Origin of the sequence: Acetobacterium sp., assembly GCF_030652775.1 — a bacterium.
Classification (GTDB): Bacteria; Bacillota; Clostridia; order Eubacteriales; family Eubacteriaceae; genus Acetobacterium.
Map to the genome: position 1 here is coordinate 102838 of NZ_JAUSPS010000012.1, position 24329 is coordinate 127166.

19 protein-coding genes and 1 other annotated feature are annotated in these 24329 nt (G+C 46.0%); of the genes, 13 read left to right on the forward strand and 6 right to left on the reverse strand.

Annotation, left to right across the window (positions count from 1 at the left end; all coding sequences use genetic code 11):
* The first annotated feature begins 317 nt into the window (after positions 1-317).
* The 6 genes from fdhF (at position 318) to Q7J41_RS02825 (ending at position 8309) form a co-directional block, all read left to right on the forward strand.
* Complete coding sequence (fdhF, locus tag Q7J41_RS02800; protein WP_304885024.1) at positions 318-2996, forward strand: formate dehydrogenase subunit alpha; 2679 nt, start codon at positions 318-320, stop codon at positions 2994-2996.
* 277 nt (positions 2997-3273) lie between these two features.
* The gene (locus Q7J41_RS02805) at positions 3274-3903 is read left to right on the forward strand and encodes a B12-binding domain-containing protein (RefSeq protein ID WP_304885026.1); all 630 of its coding nucleotides are present in this window, start codon (positions 3274-3276) and stop codon (positions 3901-3903) included.
* A 619-nt stretch (positions 3904-4522) separates the two neighbouring features.
* Positions 4523-5182, forward strand: a complete 660-nt coding sequence (locus Q7J41_RS02810) for a B12-binding domain-containing protein (RefSeq protein WP_304885028.1) — start codon at positions 4523-4525, stop codon at positions 5180-5182.
* Between the two features lie 17 nt (positions 5183-5199).
* Positions 5200-5904 carry a GntR family transcriptional regulator gene (locus Q7J41_RS02815; RefSeq protein WP_026395095.1) on the forward strand — a complete coding sequence of 235 codons (705 nt, stop codon included), beginning with the start codon at positions 5200-5202 and terminating at the stop codon, positions 5902-5904.
* A 22-nt stretch (positions 5905-5926) separates the two neighbouring features.
* Entirely contained in the window at positions 5927-6622 is a 696-nt protein-coding gene (locus tag Q7J41_RS02820; protein ID WP_304885031.1) for a DUF1638 domain-containing protein, read from the forward strand.
* 199 nt (positions 6623-6821) lie between these two features.
* Positions 6822-8309 (forward strand): UDP-N-acetylmuramoyl-L-alanyl-D-glutamate--2,6-diaminopimelate ligase, encoded by a 1488-nt coding sequence (locus tag Q7J41_RS02825; protein ID WP_304885032.1) that lies wholly within the window; start codon positions 6822-6824, stop codon positions 8307-8309.
* Positions 8310-8533: 224 nt separating this feature from the next.
* Here Q7J41_RS02825 and Q7J41_RS02830 read toward each other — a convergent pair whose 3' ends face one another.
* A complete protein-coding gene (locus Q7J41_RS02830; RefSeq protein WP_304885033.1) occupies positions 8534-9295 on the reverse strand; it encodes an exodeoxyribonuclease III in 762 nt (253 codons plus the stop codon).
* Positions 9296-9367: 72 nt separating this feature from the next.
* Positions 9368-11272: an ABC-F family ATP-binding cassette domain-containing protein gene (locus tag Q7J41_RS02835; protein WP_304885035.1), complete on the reverse strand. Its 1905-nt coding sequence runs from the start codon at positions 11270-11272 to the stop codon at positions 9368-9370.
* A gap of 163 nt (positions 11273-11435) precedes the next feature.
* Between Q7J41_RS02835 and Q7J41_RS02840 the strand changes: the two genes are divergently transcribed.
* The gene (locus Q7J41_RS02840) at positions 11436-11909 is read left to right on the forward strand and encodes a gamma carbonic anhydrase family protein (protein ID WP_304885037.1); all 474 of its coding nucleotides are present in this window, start codon (positions 11436-11438) and stop codon (positions 11907-11909) included.
* A 216-nt stretch (positions 11910-12125) separates the two neighbouring features.
* On the opposite strand, the gene Q7J41_RS02845 is transcribed toward Q7J41_RS02840, so the two are convergent.
* Positions 12126-12620 (reverse strand): ECF transporter S component, encoded by a 495-nt coding sequence (locus tag Q7J41_RS02845; RefSeq protein WP_304885039.1) that lies wholly within the window; start codon positions 12618-12620, stop codon positions 12126-12128.
* 131 nt (positions 12621-12751) lie between these two features.
* The gene (locus Q7J41_RS02850) at positions 12752-13345 is read right to left on the reverse strand and encodes a hypothetical protein (RefSeq protein WP_304885041.1); all 594 of its coding nucleotides are present in this window, start codon (positions 13343-13345) and stop codon (positions 12752-12754) included.
* A gap of 222 nt (positions 13346-13567) precedes the next feature.
* Positions 13568-13793: a binding site (T-box leader), on the forward strand.
* A gap of 218 nt (positions 13794-14011) precedes the next feature.
* Here Q7J41_RS02850 and ileS point away from each other — a divergent pair.
* Positions 14012-17110 (forward strand): isoleucine--tRNA ligase, encoded by a 3099-nt coding sequence (ileS, locus tag Q7J41_RS02855; protein ID WP_304885043.1) that lies wholly within the window; start codon positions 14012-14014, stop codon positions 17108-17110.
* 84 nt (positions 17111-17194) lie between these two features.
* Here ileS and Q7J41_RS02860 read toward each other — a convergent pair whose 3' ends face one another.
* Together Q7J41_RS02860 and Q7J41_RS02865 are read right to left on the reverse strand one after the other, a co-directional pair.
* Entirely contained in the window at positions 17195-18103 is a 909-nt protein-coding gene (locus tag Q7J41_RS02860) for a prephenate dehydratase (RefSeq protein ID WP_304885045.1), read from the reverse strand.
* Positions 18093-18728: a lactate utilization protein gene (locus Q7J41_RS02865; RefSeq protein WP_304885047.1), complete on the reverse strand. Its 636-nt coding sequence runs from the start codon at positions 18726-18728 to the stop codon at positions 18093-18095. The genes Q7J41_RS02860 and Q7J41_RS02865 overlap by 11 nt, the downstream gene beginning before the upstream one ends.
* 122 nt (positions 18729-18850) lie before the next feature.
* Here Q7J41_RS02865 and Q7J41_RS02870 point away from each other — a divergent pair, with 122 nt between their 5' ends.
* The 5 genes from Q7J41_RS02870 (at position 18851) to Q7J41_RS02890 (ending at position 24185) form a co-directional block, all read left to right on the forward strand.
* A complete protein-coding gene (locus Q7J41_RS02870; RefSeq protein WP_304885049.1) occupies positions 18851-19582 on the forward strand; it encodes an HAD family hydrolase in 732 nt (243 codons plus the stop codon).
* A gap of 192 nt (positions 19583-19774) precedes the next feature.
* Positions 19775-20047: a Veg family protein gene (locus Q7J41_RS02875; protein ID WP_026395084.1), complete on the forward strand. Its 273-nt coding sequence runs from the start codon at positions 19775-19777 to the stop codon at positions 20045-20047.
* Between the two features lie 140 nt (positions 20048-20187).
* Positions 20188-21420, forward strand: a complete 1233-nt coding sequence (locus tag Q7J41_RS02880; protein WP_304885056.1) for an arginine deiminase — start codon at positions 20188-20190, stop codon at positions 21418-21420.
* A 122-nt stretch (positions 21421-21542) separates the two neighbouring features.
* A complete protein-coding gene (gene argF, locus Q7J41_RS02885; protein WP_304885058.1) occupies positions 21543-22526 on the forward strand; it encodes an ornithine carbamoyltransferase in 984 nt (327 codons plus the stop codon).
* A gap of 174 nt (positions 22527-22700) precedes the next feature.
* Positions 22701-24185: a phosphomannomutase/phosphoglucomutase gene (locus Q7J41_RS02890; RefSeq protein ID WP_304885059.1), complete on the forward strand. Its 1485-nt coding sequence runs from the start codon at positions 22701-22703 to the stop codon at positions 24183-24185.
* Positions 24186-24329 lie beyond the last annotated feature (144 nt).

The following is a 24329-nucleotide window of genomic DNA, read 5'->3' on the forward strand; positions in this document are numbered from 1 at the left end:
AGAGACAGAATCAAGCCTGATGAAGCCGGAAAAGAACCGGTTTTCGCTGAATCAGGCCAGTCGAGTACAATAAAGTACAGATGAGTCGATTGAGAAAGAGAAAAGAAAAAAAATAGAAAAAAATATTCTGATCAAGAGAATGGTAAATTATCATCTGGCGGGATTGAAATGATGAATAACGGGGGCGTTAGGTGTTTTAAACACGACATACTATTAAAGATGACCAAATGTAAAAAAAAGATTGATGTTAAAAAAGTATCAATGACAAACGAAGAGTTATCAATTATAATTAAACTACTAAAAGAAAGGGGAAAAATATGGTTAATTTAACAATTAATGGGCAGAATATCAGTGTCGAGCCTGGAACAACAATTTTAAAGGCAGCAAGTTCCATCGGCATTGAGATTCCAACCCTGTGTAGTTTTAAAGATTTCACACCCGTTGGAACTTGCGGGATGTGTGTGGTAGAGGTGGCAGGTTCAAAAGAATTTGAAAAAGCTTGTTCAACTCCAGTTGCTGAGGGTATGGTGGTTGATACCGATACATTTGCAGTTAGAAATGAGCGACGTAAGGCGATGAAAGCTTTGATGGTGGATCACAAATTTGATTGCATGGCTTGTTATAAGTATGAGGCGTGTTTCTTTGTGGAAAACAATGCTAATTTGATTGATTATGATACCTACAAGGCAGTAGGAACAGAGGGGTATGCGGATCGACCAATTGATGATTCGAATCCATTTTATACTTATGACCCTAGCAAATGTGTTTTATGCGGGCGATGTATAAAAGCATGTGACTATTTACAATGTAATCACGTTTTAGCAGCATTTGATCCTGAAAAGGATAACATCATTAAAACAGTTAATGATTTGCCTAGAGGTAAAACAACAGAGTGTGTCAGCTGTGGAAATTGTATCGCGGTATGTCCAACCGGTGCATTAGCACCTAAGAAGTTTAAACCATTCAGCTATGCAAAACAGGTACAAACCGTCTGTCCCTATTGTGGAGTAGGCTGTACTTTAAATTTAAAAGTAGTTGATAATAAAATTACCGACGTATTCAGTACCGAGGGAAATGTAAACGATAATTTACTATGCGTAAAAGGTCGCTTTGCTTATGATTTCGTAGGCAGTCCGGATCGATTAACAACACCATTGATCCGAAAAGATGGGGTATTACAAGAAGCGACTTGGGAAGAGGCCATTACATTAGTGGCTAAAAAACTTAAAGAAGCAAAAACGGAAGGACCACAGGCAGTAGCAGGTTTTTCTTCTGCACGTTGTACCAATGAAGATAATTATGTCTTCCAGAAGTTTATCAGAACTGCGGGAGAAACGAATAATGTCGATCATTGTGCGCGGTTGTGTCATGCTTCCACCGTGGCTGGTTTAGCTAAGTCTTTCGGTAGCGGCGCGATGACCAACAGTATTGAAGAAATCGCTGTGATGGATGTTATGCTGGTGTCAGGCTCAAATACTACTGAGACCCATCCTGTCATTGGTGCAAAAATAAAACAACGGAAAGCTCAGGGAGCTGCTCTGATTGTTGCCGAACCCCGTAAGATCGAACTGGCGAACTATGCAGATGTTTATTTACAGATTAAACCAGGCACGAATGTCGCCTTATTTAATGGACTGATGCGTGCTATTCTGGATGCCGGTCTTGAAGACAAAACCTTTATCAATGAACGTACTGAAGGTTATGAAGCATTCTTAGAATTCATGAATACGATCACGGTCGAAAAATGTGCCGAAATTTGTGGCGTAGATCCCGATGAAATGCGAAAAGCAGGGGTTCTTTATGCGACAAAAGATAAAGGCGGAATCTTCTATTCCATGGGTGTTACCCAGTTTAATACCGGGACTGATGGGGTTATGTCCACCGCTAATCTGGCCATGTTGACCGGAAAAATTGGTCGGGAAGGCTGTGGCGTTAATCCGCTTCGGGGCCAAAACAATGTTCAGGGGTCCTGTGATATGGGTGCCCTGCCAGGCGATCTTCCTGGTTATCAAAAAACAGCAAATCCTGAAGCTGTGGAAAAATTTGAAAAAGCCTGGGGTGTTAAGCTGCCATCCAATACGGGTAAAACACTAACCGAAATTATTGATGATGTCGGAAATGGTACCGTCAAGTTCCTCTATGTGATGGGTGAGAATCCAGCGGTTTCAGATCCAAACACCAATCATGTTAAAGAAGCGCTGAAAAAGGCTAATTTCATCGTAGTTCAGGATATTTTCCTGACTGAGACCACTGAATTTGCTGATGTTGTTCTACCAGCTTATGTTTATGCTGAAAAAGACGGAACCTTCACCAATACAGAGCGACGTATTCAGCTGCTCAGAAAAGCCGTTGATGCCCCAGGTACCGCTAAAAACGACTGGGAAATTATTGGAATGATAGCCAAGGAAATGGGTGTTAAAGGCTTTGACTTTACCAGCGCGGCTGAAATCATGGACGAAATTGCCTCAGTAACACCAAGTTATACGGGCGTATCCCATGAACGATTGAATAATGGCGATCGTATTCAATGGCCATGTTTAAGTAAAGACTCAGAAGGTGCAAAATTCCTTCATGCCGGAAAATTCACCAGAGGTCTGGGGGCCTTCATGATTGCCGATTACATCCCACCAGAAGATCAGGCCGATGAAGAATATCCACTTATTTTAATGACCGGTCGAATTCTTGAGCATTATCATACCCGAACAATGACAAAACGTTCACCGGGCATCGAAGAGATTGCCGGCGATGCATTTGTTGAAATCAATCCAGCCAAAGCATTGGAACTTGGAATTGAAGAGGGTGATATCGTTAATGTCACATCTCCACGGGGAAGTGTTTCTGTCAAAACACGTTTTAATGAAGGGATCATGGAAAATAACCTGTTCATGCCGTTCCATTATGGCGAAAGCGGAGCAAACTCCCTGACCGGTGGTGCGGTGGATCCAATTGCTAAAATTCCGCCTTTCAAAGTGTCTAAGGTTTGCGTTACAAAATAACGGATAAAATTTTTATTTTACTAAAGGGGTACGAAAGTGCCCCTTTTTAATTGGGTAAATCGCCTGGATGAATGAATCGAACCATTTAAGTCATCATTCAGTTCGCTTGTTAAGTTACGTAAGAGCGTGGATAAGCGTATGACAGATTAAAAATGATAACAAATTGGAAGCGTTTACTTGACAATTGGGGAGCAAAGGTGTATCATATTACTAAACATGTACACACAAGTCACACAAGTTTTTTATAAATATATTTTTTAAAAGGAATGTTATTTAAATGCTGGATTTAAAGGTATTAACACAGGCAGTTGGAGATTTAGAAGAAGAAGACGTGATGGACATACTCAATGATTTCGTTGCTACAAATCCCTCGGAAGCAGAAGCACAGGAAGCAGTTGCAGCATGTCAGGGTGGTATGGCAATTGTCGGTGATCTTTTCGAAAAAGGTGAATATTTTGTTGGCGATCTGATCTTCGCCGGAGAATTATTAACTGAAGCAATTAATGTCTTAAAACCCGTTTTAGGCAGTGATGACTCTGCTGTTGCCGGGACCATCATTATCGGAACGGTCCATGGTGATTTACATGATATCGGAAAAAACATCTTTAAAAGTATGTCGGAAGCGGCCGGTTTTGAAGTGGTCGATTTGGGAATCGATGTGGCTCCGGAAATCTTCGTGGAGAAAGCCAAAGATTGCAACCCCGCAATCATTGGCATGAGCGGTGTTTTAACCCTGGCGATTGACTCAATGAAAGAAACTGTTGACGCATTAAAAGCGGCAGGTATTACTGCTAAGGTAATTATTGGCGGAAATCCGGTAACCAAAGAATCGTGTGAGTATGTGGGCGCGGATCAATTTACAACGAACGCGGCAGAAGGCGTAAAAATTTGCCAGGGTTGGGTATAAGCGGTCACGTGTGATCAACAACCCCAGGTCGCTGGATAAATAAATAGAAAAATTAGAGATAAAAGGAAGAGACATGTCTCGGCTTTTTATCTTTTTTTTGTTGAAAATGAGCGGTTATGTTGAGTAAAAAGAGAACGATTTTTTACCCTAAATTTCTAAGATTTGTAGATATTTGTATATACAGGTCGATATAAGTATGGTATAATTTCGACAAACGATTTCATGAAAATGGGATGTATTATAGGCTCAAAACACGAGAATTGCTTCTTTACACGGTCGGGTATTAGGGCATTGATATCAAAATTACTTTGATGTGGATGGGTATTTCGGGAGCAGCATTATTGATGAAAAATTACCTGATAACTATATCTAAAAAATCAGTTTAGTAACTTTTGCTCTTCTATTATGAAGAGCAAAGGCCTCTAAATTCAAAGACGTTAAAATTTGCAAGATTTATATCAATTATACCATTATCAAAAAAAATAATTTAGGTTATAATTAAAAGGATCTTGAAAATATTAAACTAGAAATTCCAGGTGTGATCATTTAGATAAAACCAGGTCGACAAAACATGACGGTGGTATTCAATTTACACCTTTAAGGGAGTGGAACTTAAATTATGAAACATAGCATTGTAAGATCCATCGAAGGATTATATGAAGATCGAACCCTGGAGCTCGTGCGAATTGCTATTCGAAAAGGGTTTAAACCAATTGATATCTTCAATTGGTTGCAAACCGGAATGGAGCGGGTCGGTAAATTATACGAAACCAGTGATTATTTTATTGCCGATTTGATTTTTGCCGGGATCATCTTTCAGGAAGTGATGGAACTCGAAGAACTAAAAGAAATTACCAAAGTAACTCCAAAAAATAAAATCGGCAGATTACTGCTTTTTTCTGTTTTCGGTGATTGTCATGATATTGGCAAAAATATTTTTGGCTCATTTGCCAGAACCGCTGGATTCGAACTCATTGATTTAGGGACAGATGTTTCCCTGTATCAGGTTATTGAAGCCATTGAAACGGTCAAACCGGATATCATCGGTATGAGTGGCATGCAGCAGGAAACCATTTATGAAATGCGGGCGGTGGCCTGTGAATTAGTTAACCGGGGTATCCGGGATGATTACCGGGTGATTATTGGCGGTGCTGTCATTGATGAAAAAGCAGCACAGATTGTGGGGGCAGATTTTGCCACGAAAGATGTGATGACCGGGGTCGAAAAATGCAAATTATGGATGATCGAAAAAACCGGGAAAAAAAATAATGATAAATAGACCAAGGTGGTAGAAAAATGGGATCCCCCGAATATTTAAAAATAGTAGATGCAATAAAAAATAGAATAACCAGTGAAGAAATTAAACCGGGTGATGCCATACAGTCAGAAAACCTGCTCTGCGAAGAATTTAATGTCAGTCGTATGACGGTCAGAAAAGGTTTGGCAGTTCTTGTCAATGAGGGTTATATTTACTCCATTCCGGGCAAAGGCAACTATGTCTGCGAGCCTAATTTGGATTCCTACACGCTTCATTTTGATGAAATGATGACAACTGAAAAAAAAGGTGAAGAAATCCGGCTGATTGAGGTCAATGTCGTGAAACCCAGCTATGAGGTAGGTTTTAATCTCGAAATCCCCGAAAATAAACATGTCATTGTGGTGAAGCGGGTTTTTGTCAGCGATGGCATCGTTAAGGCCTTTGATGTTAAATATATTCCCTATTATCGGGGCATTCCGATTGTCGAAAAAGAAATTCGTTATGCCACCTTTCCGGAAATGGTGGCCAAAAAGAACTCCATCTTTGCGATGACCAAAAAGCTCAAAATTCGGGCGATGGCGGCCAAAGGGGAAGTCAGTCAGGTGTTGGACATTATGGAAGGCGATCCTGTTCTGGTTGTGGAACAGAAGCTGATGGATGAAAAAGATCACCCCATTGGATGGGGTCTTATGTACTTTACCGGTGAGGATTCTGGGTTGGAGGCAATTGCTTCCTTCGATTAGTTATGAATAACTGAGGTATGGGATGAAAGAAAGTATCTTATTAATTGCGTGTGGAATGATTCAAGATGAGATGAGCTTAGCGATGAAGAATACCGGCATCAATTATGATACCATTTGGATGAGTGCAGAACTTCATAACAACCCGGACATGTTAAACCAGGAACTCCAAAAAGTGATTGACAGCCATCAGGAATACGATACCATTCTTTTGGGTTACGGTAACTGCGGCAAAGCATTGATCGGATTGCGAAGTGATTATTCCAGACTGGCCCTGTTGCGTTCTGAAGATTGTATTCAGATCCTGCTTCATAATAAAGAGAAACTTAAATCCATCCGGGGTGAAACCTATTTTATTACCAAAGGGTGGATGATGGGGAAAAAGTCATTAAAAGAAGAATATCACTATGCCATTAATAAATATGGTCCTAAACGGGCCGAGATGATCATGGGGATTATGTTTAAAAATTACAAGTCCCTGATGATGATCGATTCCGGCGCCTATAATCTGGAAGATTGGATCCATTGTGCCCGGCATTTGAGTCAGGTCCTGAAATTGGATTTTATTATTACCCAGGGGGATGTAGAGCTGCTGGAAATGTTTCTTTCGCTGGCGTGGGATCATCGGGTGGTCGTGATTGAACCCGGCGCAGAAGTAACCAAGGATGATTTCGGCGTTGAATGTGCTGTGGCATCCTGTGCCAATATGTTTACTATGTAAAAATTCGGCAGGGATCACGATTGCAGTGACTTAATCGGGAGATACTAATAGTGTCTCTTTTTTTATTCTGCAAAAATAGTGTCGACAATCTGAGCTATGTTTTGGAACATGACAGCCAACACAGCTAGACAGATAAATTGGAAAACAGTATAATAATAAAAGAGTTGTATCGTGAGATAAACAAAAGAGAGGGAAACCAATGAAACTGGAAAAACTATTAACCGAACTGAAAATAATTGAAATAAGAAACAATCAGCCAGATTGTGATATAAAAAAGATTTGCTACAATTCCCGGGAAGTGGTTCCGGGCAGCCTGTTTGTCGCCATCCCCGGCTATGTCACGGACGGCCATCAATACATTGGCAAGGCCATCAGCCAGGGCGCCGTGGCGGTGGTCCATCAGGATGACCTGACTGACTATCCGGCCGGAGTAAGTTACATCAAAGTCGGGGATTCCCGCCATGCCCTGGGGCTCCTGGGGAGCTGTTTTTATGGAAAACCCTCGGCGTCGATGGTGGTCACCGGCATTACCGGAACCAATGGCAAAACCTCGCTGACCTATATGCTTAAACATATTTTTGAAACAGAGGGCAAAAAATGTGGACTGATCGGTACCATCCATAATCTGATTGGCGATCAGGTGGTTGATAATCGCGGCCGCACCACCCCGGAATCCCTGGAAGTCCAGGAGATTATCAACGAAATGAAGGAGCGGGGCTGTACCCACTTATTTATGGAAGTTTCCTCCCACGGTCTGGCTCTGGATCGGGTCAATGGGGTGGACTTTGATTACGGCATCTTCACCAACCTGACTCAGGATCATCTCGATTATCATAAGACCTTTGAAAATTATTTTGAGGCCAAAGCCAAGCTCTTTTTTCAGGCCCAAAAAGCCAACATTATCAATGGGGATGACCCCTGGGGTCGGAAGCTGTGCGATATGTTAAAAGAAAAAACGAGTGTACCGGTGCTCACCTATGGTATGAATCCGGGCCATGACTATTACGCCAGAGACCTGATCTTTGGCGCTAAAGGAACTGACTTTACGCTGGTTACACCGGACGGGGAAGAAAAATTATGGTTAAATATCCCCGGCGAGTTTATGGTTTATAATGCCATCGCCGCGATCATTGCCGCGGTGGTCGAAGGAGTGCCGATGGCGGTAATCCGGACGGCCCTGGCGACGATGCCGGGGGTTGAAGGGCGGATGGAAATTCTGGATCTCGAGGCGCCTTTTGATGTGATTATCGATTATGCCCACTCTCCAGATTCCTTGGAAAAGCTGCTCCAGTCGGTGCGAAAAATATTTACCGGCCGGATTGTTCTGGTCTTTGGCTGCAACGGCGACCGGGACAAGGAAAAACGGCCGATCATGGGCCGGATTGCGGGAGAGTATGCCGATATGGTGGTAGTGACTTCGGACAATCCCGCCAGTGAAAACCCAATCGACATCATCAATGCGGTAGTGGCCGGCGTCCGGGAAAAAACCGATCAGGTTGCCACCGTCGAACTCCGCCAGGAAGGCATCTATTACGGCGCCACCCTGTGCCGTCCTGGAGATGTGTTGGTGCTGGCCGGCAAAGGCCACGAAAAACAGGAAATCATGAAAGACGAAACTCTCTATTACAACGAATGGGATACGGCCCGAGAGGCTGTCGCCCGGCTAAAACTGAAGTCCGAGAATTAGATAATGACGAGAAAAAAGCACCCACTGGGTGCTCGGGCGAATGCGATTCGCCCCTACGAGCTGATGATAGCGGGTGCTGTTAAATAAATAGCAACGTAACGCATTATTTTGTAGGGGCGAGCATTGTTCGCCCGCAACTGCTGCGATAATAATACTGTAAACAAATATCTCTTGAACCAATCCAAAATTGATCACTATTCCTAGGCACCCAATGGGTGCTTTCGTCATTTCAGGCTCAAAACAATCGGGCAATGATCCGAGCCCATTACTTCATCCAAAATATCGGTGCTGTCAACTTGAGCCATGAAGTTTTCAGATACAAAAAAGGAATCGATCCGCCACCCGGCGTTGTTGGCCCGGGCATTAAAGCGGTAAGACCACCAGCTGTATTTGATCGCTTCGGGATGTTGCACCCGCCAGCTATCGACCATGCCGATGCTGAGGAAATCATCAACCCAGGCCCGTTCTTCTGGCAGGAAACCGGACCGCTTGGAGTTTTCCTTGGGATTTTTCAAATCAATTTCGCGATGGGCGATGTTAATATCCCCGCAGACAATGACATTTTTGCCGGCTGCCAGCAGTTCCTGGACATCATTTTGAATGCAGCGGTTGAAGTCCATTTTAAAACTCAGCCGCTCATCGTCTTTCTGGCCGTTGGGGAAATAGACATTGTAAAGGATAAAATCCGGGTATTCCATGATAATGGTACGGCCTTCATTGTTGAAGGCCGGGTCGGATAAACCGGTGCGGATGGCCAGGGGTTCTTGTTTGTAATAAACCGCTGTACCGCTGTACCCTTTTTTTTCACCGGAGTGAAAATAGGCGAAATAGCCGGGGATATTGAGTAAAGCATCTTCCAACTGATGGTCATGGGCCTTGGTTTCCTGAATGCAGAGGATATCTGGATTGGCTGCTTCAATAAAGGGGACAAAGCCCTTTTTTTCTACGGCCCGAATGCCGTTGACGTTCCACGAAATAATCTTCATATGTAACCTTCCTATATAATCAAATTTAATTACTGCATCGGTTAGTTTTGGGTCTGACACGCGCTGGCCAGATTATTCCCCTTTTTCGAGATTTTCCAGGGTCTCCAGCCGATCCATAATCTCCAGCAGTTCTTCTTCCAGCGCCGCCTTTTCTTCAGCCAGTTCCTGCAAAACGGTGTAGTCTTTGGTGATTTCGGTCAGCTTCTTGGTGACAAAATCCAGCCGCTGATCCTTGGCTTCCAGATCCAGCAGCAGCGCCTCCTGCTCCCGTTTTTCCTTATAAGTCAGGCCGGGTTTGCGGGTTTTCGGTTTTTCGCCGGCCGGAGCTGCAGCTTTTTTCATGGTTGGCTCCGGGGTGTCCTCGCGATGGCCCAGGCCGGTCAGTGGATGTTTCTTGATATAGTCCGAATAATTACCGGTTTGGGTGGTGATCTGACCTTTGCCGTCGAAGGAAAAAATCTGTTCACAGGTACGATCCAGAAAATAACGGTCATGGGAAACGGTCAGCACCGAACCCTGAAACTCGTCCAGGTAAGCCTCCAGAATCGTCAGGGTGTCAATGTCCAGATCGTTGGTGGGTTCATCAAACAGCAGCACGTTGGGGGCCATCATCAGGATCCCCAGCAGATAGAGCCGTCGCCGTTCGCCACCGGAAAGTTCGGAGATATAAACCCATTGGCTGTTTTTATCAAACAGAAAAAGTTCCATCATCTGGGCGGCAGTAACCGTTTCACCCCGGGAATTTTCCATCACTTCGGCTTTTTCGCGGATATAATCAATGGCCCGGAGGCTCAGATCCATATCCTCAGATTCCTGGGAAAAATAACCGAGCTTGACGGTATCACCCAGGGTGATGGTGCCACCATCCGGCTTAAGTTTTCCGGCCAGCAGGTTCAGCAGGGTCGACTTGCCATAACCGTTTTTGCCGATGATCCCAATCCGTTCGCTGGGGCCGAGAATCATCGAAAAATCGGCGATGATTTTCTGGGGGCCGAAGGACTTACTTAAATGCTCGATTTCAATGACTTTTTTTCCCAGCCGGGAAAAGCCCACCGAAATTTCCATCTGGTTTTCAGAAAGATCAGTGGCCCGCTCTTTGATTTCGTCAAACCGCTGAATCCGGGCTTTCTGTTTGGTGGTCCGGGCTCGGGCACCGCGACGGATCCAGGCCAGTTCGCGGCGATAGAGGTTTTGGCGCTTGGCTTCGATGGCGGTTTGAGCTTCCCGGCGATTGGCTTTCTGCTCTAAAAAGTCCGAATAATTGCCGGTATATTCATAGAGGTTGCCCATATCCAATTCGATCGTTTTAGTGACGACCCGATCCAGAAAATAGCGGTCATGGGTAACCATCAGCAGGGCTCCTTTACGGTTTAACAGGTAATTTTCCAGCCAGGCAATGGTGTCATTATCGAGGTGATTGGTGGGCTCATCGAGGATCAGCAGATCGCAGGGGGTCAGCAAGGCCGAGGCCATTGCTACCCGTTTGCGCTGCCCACCGGAAAGCTGGCCAATCTGTTTATGGTAGTCGTGAATGCCCAGTTGGGAGAGGATCGTTTCCACCTGGGATTTCAGGTTCCAGAGGTTTTCATCATCGATGCGTTGGGAGAGCGACATCAGTCGTTTTTGCAGCGCGCCGTCCTCCGGGGAATCATCCAATGCGGCCAGGGTGGACTCATAATCCCGAACCAGGTTCATTTCCGGCGAGTTGGCCGAAAAAACCTGAGAAAGCACCGTGGTATCGGGGTCAAGATCGGGGTCCTGGGACAAAATTTCCACCCGTTTGGTACCGAAAAATTTAACCTCGCCAGCATCCGGGCTATCGAGATTTCCAATGATCCGCAGCAGCGAGGTTTTTCCCGACCCATTAACGCCAATCACCCCAATCTTATCGGTATCGGCGATGGAAAATGAGAGTTGATTAAAAAGGGTTTTCACCCCATAGGTTTTTTTAAGATTTTCAATACTGGCAATATTCATTGACTCGTCCTTTGTGTTTTCGTTTTGCTGATATTTTATCATAAATTAGGGGATCTTGGAAAAACTTTACAAAAAGTCCTGAAAATAGTATCATGTAGACACGAATTGTAGAAACAAATTAGCGACAAGAATGATCGAAACGAAAAAAGGTGGGGTGAACAAAATGATGTTGGGTAAAACCATTTTTATTGCAAAAAGTGCCGATGTGGTAGGAAAAGTAAAACTGGGTAATTTTATCTCAGTGTGGTTTCAGGCGGTCATCCGCGGTGATGTCGACAGCATTACCATTGGTGATCGGACCAATATTCAGGATGGTACGGTGGTGCACGTGGCTCCGGGTTATCCCACGGTCATTGGTGACGGGGTAAGCATCGGCCATAATGCCATTATTCACGGCTGCGAAATCGGCGATAATGTCCTGGTTGGGATGGGGGCGATTATCCTCAACGGTGCCAAAATTGGCGACAACTCGATTGTTGGGGCCGGCTCGCTGGTGACCCAGGGTAAGGTCTTCCCGCCAAATTCACTAATCATGGGCAGCCCGGCCAAAGTCGCCCGGGAGTTGAAACCCGAAGAAATTCAGAGCATCCGCGACAATGCCGAAGAATACCTGGATACCATGAAGGGCTACATGTAAGCCATCAGCGAACTCTGTGCAAATAAAAAAAGACCCGTTGGGTCTCAGCGGTTAAAAAAAGATAACCCAGTACCGACAATTGTTACATCATGTTGTACGCATCGGAGCGGACACGGCAGCGCCTGTCCGATGCCGCGGCGAACAACAGATTAACAATTGGTCGGTACGGTAGTTTATCACTAACCTCAAAGACCCAACGGGTCTTTTTTTTGATTCCTAAAACTTGACGGGTTTCAGGCGAAAACGTTCCAGGGGTTTGTGCAGAATCGTCACCAGCACGATCCCAACCAGACCTTGAAGGGCGCTGAAGGGCAGGTTTACCAAAGGGCCGGCAAGGTTGCCGTACATGATTACTTCGGAAACAAAATAAACGGCGGTCATCGCAATCACGGCCGGAAAAGCAAAGTACAGCAGATTCTTTTCGGGAAAGCGCTTCATCAGATAGCCGAAGATAAAGGCCATCGAGCCTTTAGCAATAAAGGTAGGCAGCATATAGGCGCTGTAGCCACCGAAGTAGTCGGCACTGGCCGAACCGATCCCGGCGGCAATCAGACCGCCCCAGGGTCCTAAAATATAAGCGGATAACAGCACCGCTCCATCACCGGGATGAATATAACCCGTCGGCAGTGGGATCTTCACCAGTGATGTCATCACAAAGGTCAGGGCCATCAATAACGCCGTATAGGTGATTTTTTTTGTTTGATCATTCATTCGTATGTCCTCGATTCTAAAAAAATACTAAGCCGACGATGAGCCGTTGGCTTAGTATAAGATTAGCGCATATTTCTTTTCAAAACAAGGTCTTGAATTGAGGTATTTTTTTAAAAATCTGAACCCATCGATTAGACCTGTTCGATAAAAATACTGACGGCAGAGTTGCCGGGTAGGTCAGTTTTATCGGGGTTGTTGGGTGAAATCGTAATGCTGATGCTGTAGCCGCTGACGGTTCCCTTCAGGCTGGTTGACTCAGAAATGGGTTCCTCGGTGTAATCAGGGGCACTGGCCAGCAGGTTCTGATAGAAAACAAGAAGTTCATCGGTGCTATAATCAGAAACATAGGTGGCTTTCCAACCCGGTTTCCCGGAGGCGTTGGTAATCTGATTGGATTCAGAAACGTTCTGGACGCCGTAAAGCGGGACCATCTGGCTGGGATAATTGCCAGCTAAAAGACCGGCTTCGTCAACATAGATTGCTTCAGTATTTTCCTCAATGACAGTCTGCATTTCCGACGGCACCGTAATCGTGGTGGTGGCGGTTGTATCGGGTTGATTATTCTTGATCGGCTCGGGCTGCTTGGTTACCGCGGTGGTGCTGCTGTTGCTGGCTTCATTGGTGGTGCTTGCTTCATCGCTGATCAGCTTTGGCATGATAAAGACAGCGCCGACAATAAGAACCCCAATGAGTAAAACCGAAAGAACGACATAACGTATTTTCATAAATAACTCCTTTGGATGCAATCAGCAGGTGATTGAGAAACAGCACATGAAACTCACAGCCTTTCTCAATGTTCTGAGCTGATTACGAATTGGATGATTACCTCATTATAACCGAGATTCTTAATTTTTAGAATAAAGATTTCAAAAAACTTGATTTTATTAAGGATATTGGATAGAATATAGAACAGACCTTTTTACTTTTAAATAGTTATAAATAAGAACATAAATGTCAGGACAAGGACGCTGTGGGGAAGGCTTTAGCAGAGAGATAATCATTTTGGTGAAAGATTATTAAAAGATACCTCAGGGAGATCACCTTTGAACAGGATTTCTGAAGGCTGGTTAGCCATTGCTTAAACCAGATTAGGAAACCCCGGGGAATCGTTAACTTCAGAGAGTGGGCAGTTTTCTGCCAACTTGGGTGGTACCGCGATTTTTCGTCCCTTGATTTTTCAGGGGGCGTTTTTTTGTTGATGCGGTTTTGTTAGGCAGGATCGTGTCGCACACTTATTTAGGAACAGTTGTGTAAAAGCATTTGATTTATTCAACAGCGAGGAACACATTCGGATCCCGCAATTAATTCAGAACATTTACTTAAGGCACTTAATTTAACTAAGAGAATTTAACACAGAGAATAACTCAGAGAGACTTAATGGAGGTAGAAATTTGGCACAGTTTAAAACACTAATAGAGGGAAAAATCGGCGAGCGCGAAGATGCGATCTCACAACAATGGGAAGCGATGAATCTGTTGCAGCAAACCATTGATAACCGCGAAGGAAAAGAAAATTTTGTTTTCTATGAAGGCCCCCCCACCGCTAATGGTCGGCCGGGGATCCATCACGTACTGGCCCGGACCCTGAAAGATACGGTCTGCAAATACAAGGTGATGGACGGTTACCGGGTCCTTCGTAAGGGCGGCTGGGATACCCATGGCCTGCCGGTGGAAATCGAAGTTGAAAAACAGCTGGGGCTGTCCAGCAAACCCGAAATTGAAGCCTATGGCATCGATAAGTTCAACGAAAAATGTAAGGAATCGGTCTTCAATTACGAAGGACAATGGAAGAAAATGAGCCGCAAAATGGGTTATTTCATTGACATGGAAGATCCCTACATCACGTTGGATAATAATTATATTGAAACCGTCTGGTGGATTCTCGATAAGTTTAATAAAGAAGGCTTTCTATATGAAGGTCACAAGATCATGCCCTATTGCCCCCGTTGTGGCACCGGTCTGGCCTCCCATGAGGTTGCCCAGGGCTATCAGGAAATCAAAAGCAATACCGTCGTCGCCGCATTTAAACGCAAGGATGCCGATGAATACTTTTTAGTCTGGACCACCACCCCCTGGACATTGGCCGCCAATGTGGCCCTGGCCGTTCATCCCGATGCCGATTACATCAAAGCCCGCAGCAATGATGAAGTCTATATCTGTGCCAAGGTGCTGGCGCCCAAATTACTGGGCGACGACTACGAAATTCTCGATGAAATGAAGGGATCAGCCCTGGAATACGTCGAGTATGAGCAGCTGATGCCATTTGTGACGCCCGATAAAAAAGCCTTTTTTGTCACCTGTGCTGATTATGTCACCACCGAAGACGGTACCGGGATTGTTCATATCGCTCCGGCTTTTGGGGAAGATGACTACAAGGTTGGCCGGGCGTACAATCTGCCGGTGCTGCAACCGGTGGCTGAAGACGGAAAATATACTGACACCCCCTGGAAGGGACAATTTGTCATCGATGCCGATCTCGATATTATCAAATGGCTGAAAGCCGAAGGCAAACTGTTCAAAAAAGAAAAGGTGCTGCATAATTATCCGCATTGCTGGCGTTGCAAAACTCCGCTACTATATTATGCCAAACCAAGCTGGTATCTGGAAATGACCAAAATTAAAGATACCCTGATCGAAAACAATAATGGTGTTGAATGGTACCCGGATTTTGTCGGCGAAAAACGTTTCGGCAATTGGCTGGAAAACCTCAACGACTGGGCCATCTCGCGCAGCCGTTACTGGGGAACACCGCTGCCAGTGTGGCGCTGTGATGATTGCGGTAAACTGGAAACCGTCGGTTCCCGCAAAGAACTGGTGGAACGAGCGATTGAGGATATTGACGAAAGCATTGAGCTGCATCGCCCTTATGTCGATGATGTCCATTTCACCTGTCCTGATTGCGGCAAAACGATGACCCGGGTCAAAGACGTTATCGACTGCTGGTTTGATTCCGGTTCGATGCCCTTTGCCCAACATCACTACCCGTTTGAAAATAAAGAACTGTGGGAAGAACAATTCCCGGCTGATTTCATCTGTGAAGGGATTGACCAAACCCGCGGCTGGTTCTATTCATTGCTGGCGATTTCTTCCTTCGTGACCGGCAAAGCGCCTTACAAAAAGGTGTTGGTCAATGACCTGATCCTCGATGCCGAAGGACAGAAAATGTCCAAAACCAAGGGCAATACCGTTAATCCGTTTGAAATGTTTGAAGAATATGGGGCTGATGCTCTGCGCTGGTATCTGCTTTATGTGTCGCCGGCCTGGACGCCCACCCGTTTTGATGTCAAGGGGATCAAAGAAGTTCAAAGCAAGTTCTTTAACACCTTGAAGAACACCTATCATTTCTTTGCTCTTTATGCCAATACCGACAACATCGATCCCCGCGAATTCTTTGTGCCCTATGCCGAACGTCCCGAAATCGATGCCTGGATCTTGTCCAAATATAATCGCCTGGTCAAAGAAGTTCGCGAAGAAATGGAAGTTTTTGATTTAACTAAAGCAGTCAAGAAAATCCAGAACTTTGTCAACGAAGATTTATCCAACTGGTACATCCGCCGCAACCGTCGCCGTTTCTGGGGATCCGAGCTGACGGAAGATAAAAAAGCCGTTTACAACACCACCTGGGAAGTATTGGAAGGGGTGGTTCGCCTGTGTGCTCCCTTTGCCCCTTACATCACCGAAGAATTGTATCAAAAACTGACCGATGGTGTTTCTGTTCATCTGGCCGATTATCCGACTGTCAACGAAGAGCTGGTTCAGGATGCCATTGAAGAACCGATGGATCTGGTCAGAGAACTGGTCAGTCTCGGCCGGGGTGCCCGGGAAGAAGCGCAGATTAAGGTCCGGCAGCCACTGTCCAAGATTATTGTCGATGGCAAATACCGGGAAACCCTCGGCGATCTCTGCGTTCTGATTGAAGAAGAACTGAATATCAAAAAAGTCGCTTTTGAAGATAACCTCGGTGACTTTATGAATTATGCGTTAAAACCGGACTTCAAGGTCGCCGGCCCGGTGCTGGGCAAAAACGTCAAGCTGCTGGGCAAGGCCCTAGCCTCTGTCGAAGCCAGTGAGGTGGTGGCCAAGCTGGAAGCAGACGGCAGCTTTGTGATTGAGCTGGATGGAGAAAGCCTCGAACTCCGCAAAGATTTCATCGATATCCGGATTTCGGCTAAAGAAGGCTTTAACGTCCAGATGTTCAATAACAAGTTTATCATCCTGGATACCAGCTTAGATCAGGATCTATTGGATGAAGGCTGTGCCCGGGAATTTGTTTCCCGGATTCAGCAGCTGCGAAAATCCAACGGCTACGAAGTCATGGACCGCATCGACATCAGCTACAGCAGCGACGAAGCGATGGATCGGGCGATTGAAATCTATACTGATTTTATCAAAACCGAAACCCTGGCAGATACGATTACCGTAAAAGCCGGTGTCGGCGAAATGTTTAATCTGAATGGTCATGATACCTGGATTGAACTGGCGAAGAAATAACGAGAAAAACATATAAATAAGCAAAAAAACAACCCCCGCTAAAGCATATCAATGCTTTAGCGGGGGTTAATTATTTTGTCGTGATTACTCGGCTTCAAACTGCGGATAATAGCCTAGAAATTGAAAATATTCGGCCTTTTCTTCAATGATCGGCAGCAGGTTGACCAGGGTATTCTGGGAGATGTTGCCGGTGAAGTCGATGAAGAACAGGTATTCCCAATTCTCTTTTAACAGTGGCCGGGATTCGATCTTGCATAGGTTGAGTGAAAAGACCGAAAAGATCCCGATGATTTCGTACAGTGCGCCGGGACGGTGGGGCAGCCGAAAGGCAATGCTGACCCGGCTGGGATTCTCAAACAGTTCGATCGCCCGGGAAATAACGACAAAGCGGGTCACGTTGGTTTGGGAGAAGTTGATATCTTCGGCCAGGACCTCAAGGTCATAGATTTCGCCGGCCCGCTTGCTGGCAATGGCGGCCATGGTCGGGTCATTCTGCCCAGCCACGTATTCGGCGGCGATGGCGGTATTAAAGTATGGAATACACTTCCAGTCCGGATAGTCTTTGAGAAATTCCTCGGACTGGGAAAAACCCTGAGGATGGGAATAAACCTCGGTGATCGTCGCCAAACTGGCGCCCTTGGGAGCCAGCAGACAGTGCCGGGCTTTGATCTCTTCTTCGCCGACAATAAAGTACTGATAGCGGGACAGCAGGTCATAAACGGCGGCAATCGACCCGGTCGATGAGTTTTCAATCGGCAGCACGCCGTAATCAATAAAGCCCTGACTGAGGGCCACAAATACATCCTCAAAGGTTTTATAGGCAAACAGTTCACAATCCTGTTTAAAAAATGCCAGGCTGGCGGCTTCGCCATAAGAACCGCGGGTGCCGGCATATGCCACCCGCGGTTCGGTTTTGATGCGTTGAGGATAAACCGAAAAAGCTTGTTTTAAAGCATTCAGGGCATTCGCTTCAGTCGTCATCTCAGTAGCCAATATTTTCTCCCACCAGAATCACCTTGATCCGGTCTGCGACGCGGCTGTGTCGGGTGATCACGATATTGGCGCACATACAGTCATCGGCATGACATTGGGCACAGTTTCCGGTGTCATAACAAGGGGTTTTAGCACTTAAGCGAATGGCATTCACCGGCGCGGCAATATTCTGGGCCCGATAAACGCCGGCATCGGTATTGGCCACCATCTTGTTGATCCCGGCAATGACTATCACCTGCTCCGGACCAAAACACATCAGCGCCACCCGGTTGCTGATGCCATCGACATTGACCAGTTCGCCATCCATGGTGATGGCATTGGTGCCGGTAATAAAGGTGTGAGCCAGGACGCCCTGGGCCACTACCTCTCTTTTTTCCTGGGCGGTTTTCGCCAGGCTGCGGTCAATATATTGATAATCACCATTCTTAACGGCATCAAGCAGGCCAATTTCCTTGATCGATTCCGAACCGCCATGGGTCACGCTGGCCCCGCTGGGAATCAGTGACAAGGCCAGTTCCAGTGCCTCCTGGGCAGTTTGGCAATAGTAGCCTTTAAAATTTCGTTTTTCAAGTTTTTTAATTAAAGATTTACTGAGATTCAGATAATTATCTTCCTTATAACCCAAAATATTACCTCCAGAGAAAAGAATAATCTTATTATAATCCAAAGCTGTTAAAAAAACAAAATTTATTCAAAAAATGGGGTATAATAATAAAAAAACATGCAATCGCAGAAGAGGAGGACGTCATGCATAAGTATAAGGGGATTATCTTTGATCTGGACGGCACCCTGGTCAATTCATTGGAAGACCTGATCGATTCGGTCAATGAGATTATGAAATATCATCAATTTCCGATCCATTCCTATGATGAGGGCAAAAAACTCATCGGCAGAGGGCTGAGAAATCTGACCCGGGATGCCCTGCCGGAAAAATATTGGGATGATGAAGCGTTTGTGGATCGGCTGACAGAAATGGTCTCAGCGGAGTATTCTGTTAATTATCGCAAGAAAACCAAACCCTATCCGGGAATTACGAAATTGCTGGACTATTTAAAGGCTAACGACATTCCCTGGAGTGTCTGTACCAACAAACCGGATATTGCCGCAAAATCACTGGTCAATGCGTTATTCAGCGATTATGATTATGTCGATGTGCGGGGCTTTACCAAAGACGCGCTGAGAAAGCCGAATCCGGCGGTAACCCTGGAACTGGTCGCTAAAATGGGCCTGAAACCTCAGCAATGTCTGTATGTCGGTGATTCTACCGTCGACTATGAAACCGCCGTGAGAGCGGGAATGCTGCCAGTTTTATGCACCTGGGGATTTGAACCCTTTGAAGTGCTGACCAAGCTGGATGACGCCATCTGGTTGCATAACCCGATGCGGATTGTCGATGCCCTGCGTTATGGCAAAGAAATGTATTCGCTATTTAACGAAACACCCAACCCCGATCCGAATGCGCCAAAGAAAAAACACTGATCAGCGACGACGGTTAAAATTTAAGGAATGAAGAATCTGAAAACTTAAGAAATGTAAACGTTGAACAAGATGTAAACGAAAATCAAAATTACATATTGACAAAAAAAGCAGGTCTTGTTATAATAAAAAATTTTACTTTTCCGCAAATCTGTGGTATACTGACGTAGAGAAAACCACAGAGAGGTGAAGTTCATGCCAAAAGCAACCATTATGGACATTAGACGCGAGGTGGAAAATTATTTGGGCAGACGAGTCAAACTTGAAGCACATAAAAGCAAGAAGAAACTCTACCAAAAAGAAGGGGTAATTGAAAGCACTTATCCCAGTATTTTTACTGTACGAGTTCAAGAGGATCAACGAAAAGAACAAAAATTGTCTTTTAGTTATTCCGATCTCTTAACTCAAAGCGTAAAAATTGTATTACTAGATGAGAATGAAGCTGATGGTGCACTGTTAGTTTCATAACGACAAGATAAAAAGTTCCACATCAGGAGAAGAACTCAGGTTCTTCTTTTTTTGTTGACTTAATTTGTTGTCTTTAATGGTAGGTTTTTTATGAAACCGATGGTATAATAACCGGGTATTGAAAAAATTGGAGATAAAATATGAATACTAAGAACTTAAAAATAGAATCTGAAATTGGCACCCTGAAAAAGGTCCTGGTCCACCGACCGGGCAAAGAACTGGAGCGGATTGTACCGGACTCACTGAAAGAATTATTGTTTGAGGATATCCCCTGGTTGACCCGGATGCAGGAGGAGCACGATGCCTTTGCGGCGATCCTCAGAAAGCGGGGCGCCGAGGTGCTGTACGTGGAGGATTTATTAAAAGACATTTTAAAAAATACTTCCGTCCGGGAGAGTATCATTGCCGAAGTGATCGACAAAAATCCCTCATCGGGGAACTACATCGATGGTTTCTTAAATGAATATCTGATGTCACTGGACAGCAATGCCCTGGGTGATGCCCTGATTGCCGGAGTGCTGCAAAAAGAACTGGGCCATATGGAGCGGCATCTGGTCTTGACCGATTATTTAAAAGGCCCGGAACCCTATGCTTTTTATTTAAACCCGCTACCGAATTTATATTTTATGCGGGACCCGGCCGTGACCATTCATGACGGGATGTGTATTTCCGCCATGGCCACCCGCACCCGAAAACGGGAAAGCCGCTATATGTCCGCGATTTATGAGCATCACCCGCTATTTGCCAGCTGTGGCAATAAAACCTTTTACCAGGATACCAACTTCTTTTCAGTTGAAGGCGGCGATATCCTGATTTTAAGCCCGACGGTGGTGGCTGTCGGTTGCAGTGAGCGGACCGAGGTTCAGGGGGGTGAGGAACTGGCTAAAAACCTCTTTAATGCCGATCACGGCATCGAAAAGGTGCTGGCCGTAAAAATCCCCAGCAACCGCGCCTTTATGCATCTGGACACCGTTTTTACGATGGTGGACGTGGATAAATTCATTGTCTACCCGGGGATTCTGGAACAGGTGGAAACGGTCATCATGACCCCCGGCAAAAAAGACTATCTCCATTACGAGCGCAAAGACAGCCTCAAAGAAGCCCTTAAATCAGTGCTCGGTTTGCCGGCCATTAACCTGATTGAGAGTGGCGGTGGCAACCCGGTTGCCGCGGCCCGGGAACAATGGAACGACAGCACCAACACCCTGGCGATTGCCCCGGGGGTCATCGTCGCCTATGCCCGGAATGAGAAGTCCAACGAGGTACTCAGTCAAAACGGTATCGAAGTCATCGGCATCGAAGCATCCGAACTGGTCCGTGGCCGGGGCGGTCCCCGCTGCATGACCATGCCCCTCTATCGGGACGGGTTTTGATTTCGCCGCTCACGGCACTTTGGTAATAACCGATCAATCTAATTTCAAGCGAATGTTACCTTGCTAAAGGTATCAACAATCAGTTAAAATAAACTTAACAAGAGATAAACGGAGGAAGCATTATGAATTTAAAGGGACGTCATTTATTGACATTAAAGGATTTTACCCCAGAGGAAATCCAGTATCTGATCGACTACGCAGCCGAACTGAAAGCCAAGAAAAAATTAGGGGTGGTGGGCGATCTGCTCAAAGGCAAAAATATTGTGCTGATTTTTGAAAAAACATCAACCCGAACCCGTTGCGCCTTTGAAGTGGCCGCTTTTGACGAAGGGGCTAACGTCACCTTTTTAACCAACAGTCAAATGGGCAAAAAGGAATCGATTGAGGATACCGCCATCGTTCTGGGCCGTTTTTATGACGGCATTGAGTTCCGCGGTTTTGAACAACAGACCGTCGAAATGCTGGCCGAACATTCCGGGGTACCAGTCTGGAACGGCTTAACCGATTTAGATCACCCGACCCAAATTCTGGCCGATATGCTGACCATCCAGGAAAACTTTGGCGCCGTCAAAGGCCGACGGCTGGTTTATGTCGGGGATGCCCGCAACAATATGGGTAATGCCCTGATGATCGGCTGTGCCAAATTGGGGATGCATTTTGTGGCGGTGGCCCCCGAATCGCTGTTCCCGGAAGAAGCCTTAGTGGCCGAAATGAAAACCCTTTGTGAAACAACCGGGGGAACCATTACCCTGACTGCCGATATCAAAGCCGGCGTCAAGGATGGCGACGTCATTTATACTGACGTCTGGGTCTCGATGGGTGAAGAAGATCAGATGGCCGAGCGGATCAAACTGTTGTCGCCATACCAGGTTAATATGGAAATGATACGAGCCACCGGCAATGATGAGGTGATCTTCCTTCATTGTTTACCAGCCTTCCATGACCAGGAAACAGTCGTCGCCCGGGAAGTCAAAGAGAAGTTCGGGCTAACCGAAATGGAAGTCACCGATGAGGTTTTCCGCAGTGTACATTCCAAGGTCTTTGACGAGGCTGAGAATCGGATGCATACCATCAAAGCCGTAATGTGCGCCTCTCTGGTTGGCTAAAATGCCCGATTACGTCGTTGGATCAATTTATTCAAATCCTTGCGTATTAATTATACGCGGCGGCCTTGAATAAATTAATCCGCCTAGTACTCGAACATTTTCGCTCAACCAGTACAGAATAACTTAAACGTTCCGTTCATAGTATGTGATTCATTACCAGGAGATTAACAATAAATGGAAATTAAAGATATCAGAAAATTACAGAATGGCTCCGATGTCCGGGGGGTTGCCCTTGATGGGATTCCCGGTGAGGAAGTCAATTTTACTCAGGACATGGCCATGAAAATTGCCTATGCCTTTGCCACCTGGCTGGAGCAAAAGCTCGGGAAAACCCCGTTAACCTTTGCCATCGGCCGGGACAGCCGGCTGTCCGGACCTCATCTGGCTCAGGCGGTGGCGTTGGGGCTGGTCAGTAAGGGGAACAAGGTCTATCAATGCGGCATTGCCACCACCCCGGCGATGTTTATGACCACCATCGATCCGCTGCTGCAAGCCGATGGGGCGGTGATGGTGACGGCCAGTCATCTGCCTTTTAACCGCAATGGACTGAAGTTTTTTACCAAAGATGGCGGCCTTAATAAAGAGGATATCACTGCCATTCTGGAACTGGCCGAGACCATTGAAACCGGCTTTACCCCGGGCGGACAAGCGCTGGACTACGATTTTCTGCCCAGCTATTCCGAGAATATTTTAAAGATTATCCGGGCTAAAACCGGTACTGAGCAGCCGTTGGCCGGCGCCAGAATTGTGGTTGATGCCGGTAACGGGGCCGGCGGATTTTTTGTTGACCAGGTGTTAAAGCCGTTAGGGGCCGACACCACCGGCAGCCAGTATCTGGACCCCGACGGTAATTTTCCTAACCACGTACCCAACCCGGAAGATGCCGTCGCCATCGCCCATATCACCAAAGCCGTACGGGATAACCAGGCCGATCTGGGGATCATCTTTGATACCGATGTCGATCGCGCCGCGATTATCGACGAACAGGGCCAGGCGATCAACCGCAATGGCTTTATTGCCTTTATTGCCAGCATGCTGTTGACCGATTATCCGGGCTCGACGATCGTTACCGATTCGATTACGTCCACCGGGTTAACCGAGTATATTGAAAGCCGCGGCGGGCAGCATCATCGCTTTAAACGAGGTTATAAAAATGTCATTAACGAGGCGATCCGTTTAAATAACGCCGGTATCGAAACCCATCTGGCGATGGAAACCAGCGGTCACGGAGCCATCAAAGAAAACTATTTTCTCGATGACGGCGCCTATCTGGTCACCATGGCGCTGATCAAATTTGCCGAACTGTTTAAGGCCGGCCAGCCGATCAGTTCGTTTCTGGCCGGACTCAAAGAACCGGCTGAGGCCAAAGAAATCCGCCTGAAAATAACGGCTGATGATTTTAAAGCTTATGGCGAAATAGTGTTGGCTGAGTTTGCCCAATTCGCCGCCAGCCAACCCGGCTGGACGGTGGTCAGTCCTAACTTTGAAGGCGTTCGGGTGAGCTGTGACAGCACTGCCGGCAACGGCTGGTGTCTGCTGCGAATGTCCCTCCATGATCCGATTATGCCACTCAATATCGAATCCGATACAGTGGGCGGTTGCGCAGTCATTGAGACGGTTCTGAAAGAATACCTGCAAAAATTTGAAGCCTTAGTTTAATTAAAAAATGGTATTAAAAAACAGGATGGTTAAACCTATCCTGTTTTTTATTTTACTTCGTTAATGTGGGTGAATCTCCCAGGAGCTGAGGTACTCCGACTATTAGAAGCACCGGATTAACGATTGCCGCCGGATCGATCACGG

Bases quoted from the DNA above. Each gene is read 5' to 3' on its own strand.
- fdhF (WP_304885024.1), top strand. From the start codon at position 318: ATGGTTAATTTAACAATTAATGGGCAGAATATCAGTGTCGAGCCTGGA.
- Q7J41_RS02805 (WP_304885026.1), top strand. From the start codon at position 3,274: ATGCTGGATTTAAAGGTATTAACACAGGCAGTTGGAGATTTAGAAGAA.
- Q7J41_RS02810 (WP_304885028.1), top strand. From the start codon at position 4,523: ATGAAACATAGCATTGTAAGATCCATCGAAGGATTATATGAAGATCGA.
- Q7J41_RS02815 (WP_026395095.1), top strand. From the start codon at position 5,200: ATGGGATCCCCCGAATATTTAAAAATAGTAGATGCAATAAAAAATAGA.
- Q7J41_RS02820 (WP_304885031.1), top strand. From the start codon at position 5,927: ATGAAAGAAAGTATCTTATTAATTGCGTGTGGAATGATTCAAGATGAG.
- Q7J41_RS02825 (WP_304885032.1), top strand. From the start codon at position 6,822: ATGAAACTGGAAAAACTATTAACCGAACTGAAAATAATTGAAATAAGA.
- Q7J41_RS02830 (WP_304885033.1), bottom strand. From the start codon at position 9,295: ATGAAGATTATTTCGTGGAACGTCAACGGCATTCGGGCCGTAGAAAAA.
- Q7J41_RS02835 (WP_304885035.1), bottom strand. From the start codon at position 11,272: ATGAATATTGCCAGTATTGAAAATCTTAAAAAAACCTATGGGGTGAAA.
- Q7J41_RS02840 (WP_304885037.1), top strand. From the start codon at position 11,436: ATGATGTTGGGTAAAACCATTTTTATTGCAAAAAGTGCCGATGTGGTA.
- Q7J41_RS02845 (WP_304885039.1), bottom strand. From the start codon at position 12,620: ATGAATGATCAAACAAAAAAAATCACCTATACGGCGTTATTGATGGCC.
- Q7J41_RS02850 (WP_304885041.1), bottom strand. From the start codon at position 13,345: ATGAAAATACGTTATGTCGTTCTTTCGGTTTTACTCATTGGGGTTCTT.
- Q7J41_RS02870 (WP_304885049.1), top strand. From the start codon at position 18,851: ATGCATAAGTATAAGGGGATTATCTTTGATCTGGACGGCACCCTGGTC.
- Q7J41_RS02875 (WP_026395084.1), top strand. From the start codon at position 19,775: ATGCCAAAAGCAACCATTATGGACATTAGACGCGAGGTGGAAAATTAT.
- Q7J41_RS02880 (WP_304885056.1), top strand. From the start codon at position 20,188: ATGAATACTAAGAACTTAAAAATAGAATCTGAAATTGGCACCCTGAAA.
- argF (WP_304885058.1), top strand. From the start codon at position 21,543: ATGAATTTAAAGGGACGTCATTTATTGACATTAAAGGATTTTACCCCA.
- Q7J41_RS02890 (WP_304885059.1), top strand. From the start codon at position 22,701: ATGGAAATTAAAGATATCAGAAAATTACAGAATGGCTCCGATGTCCGG.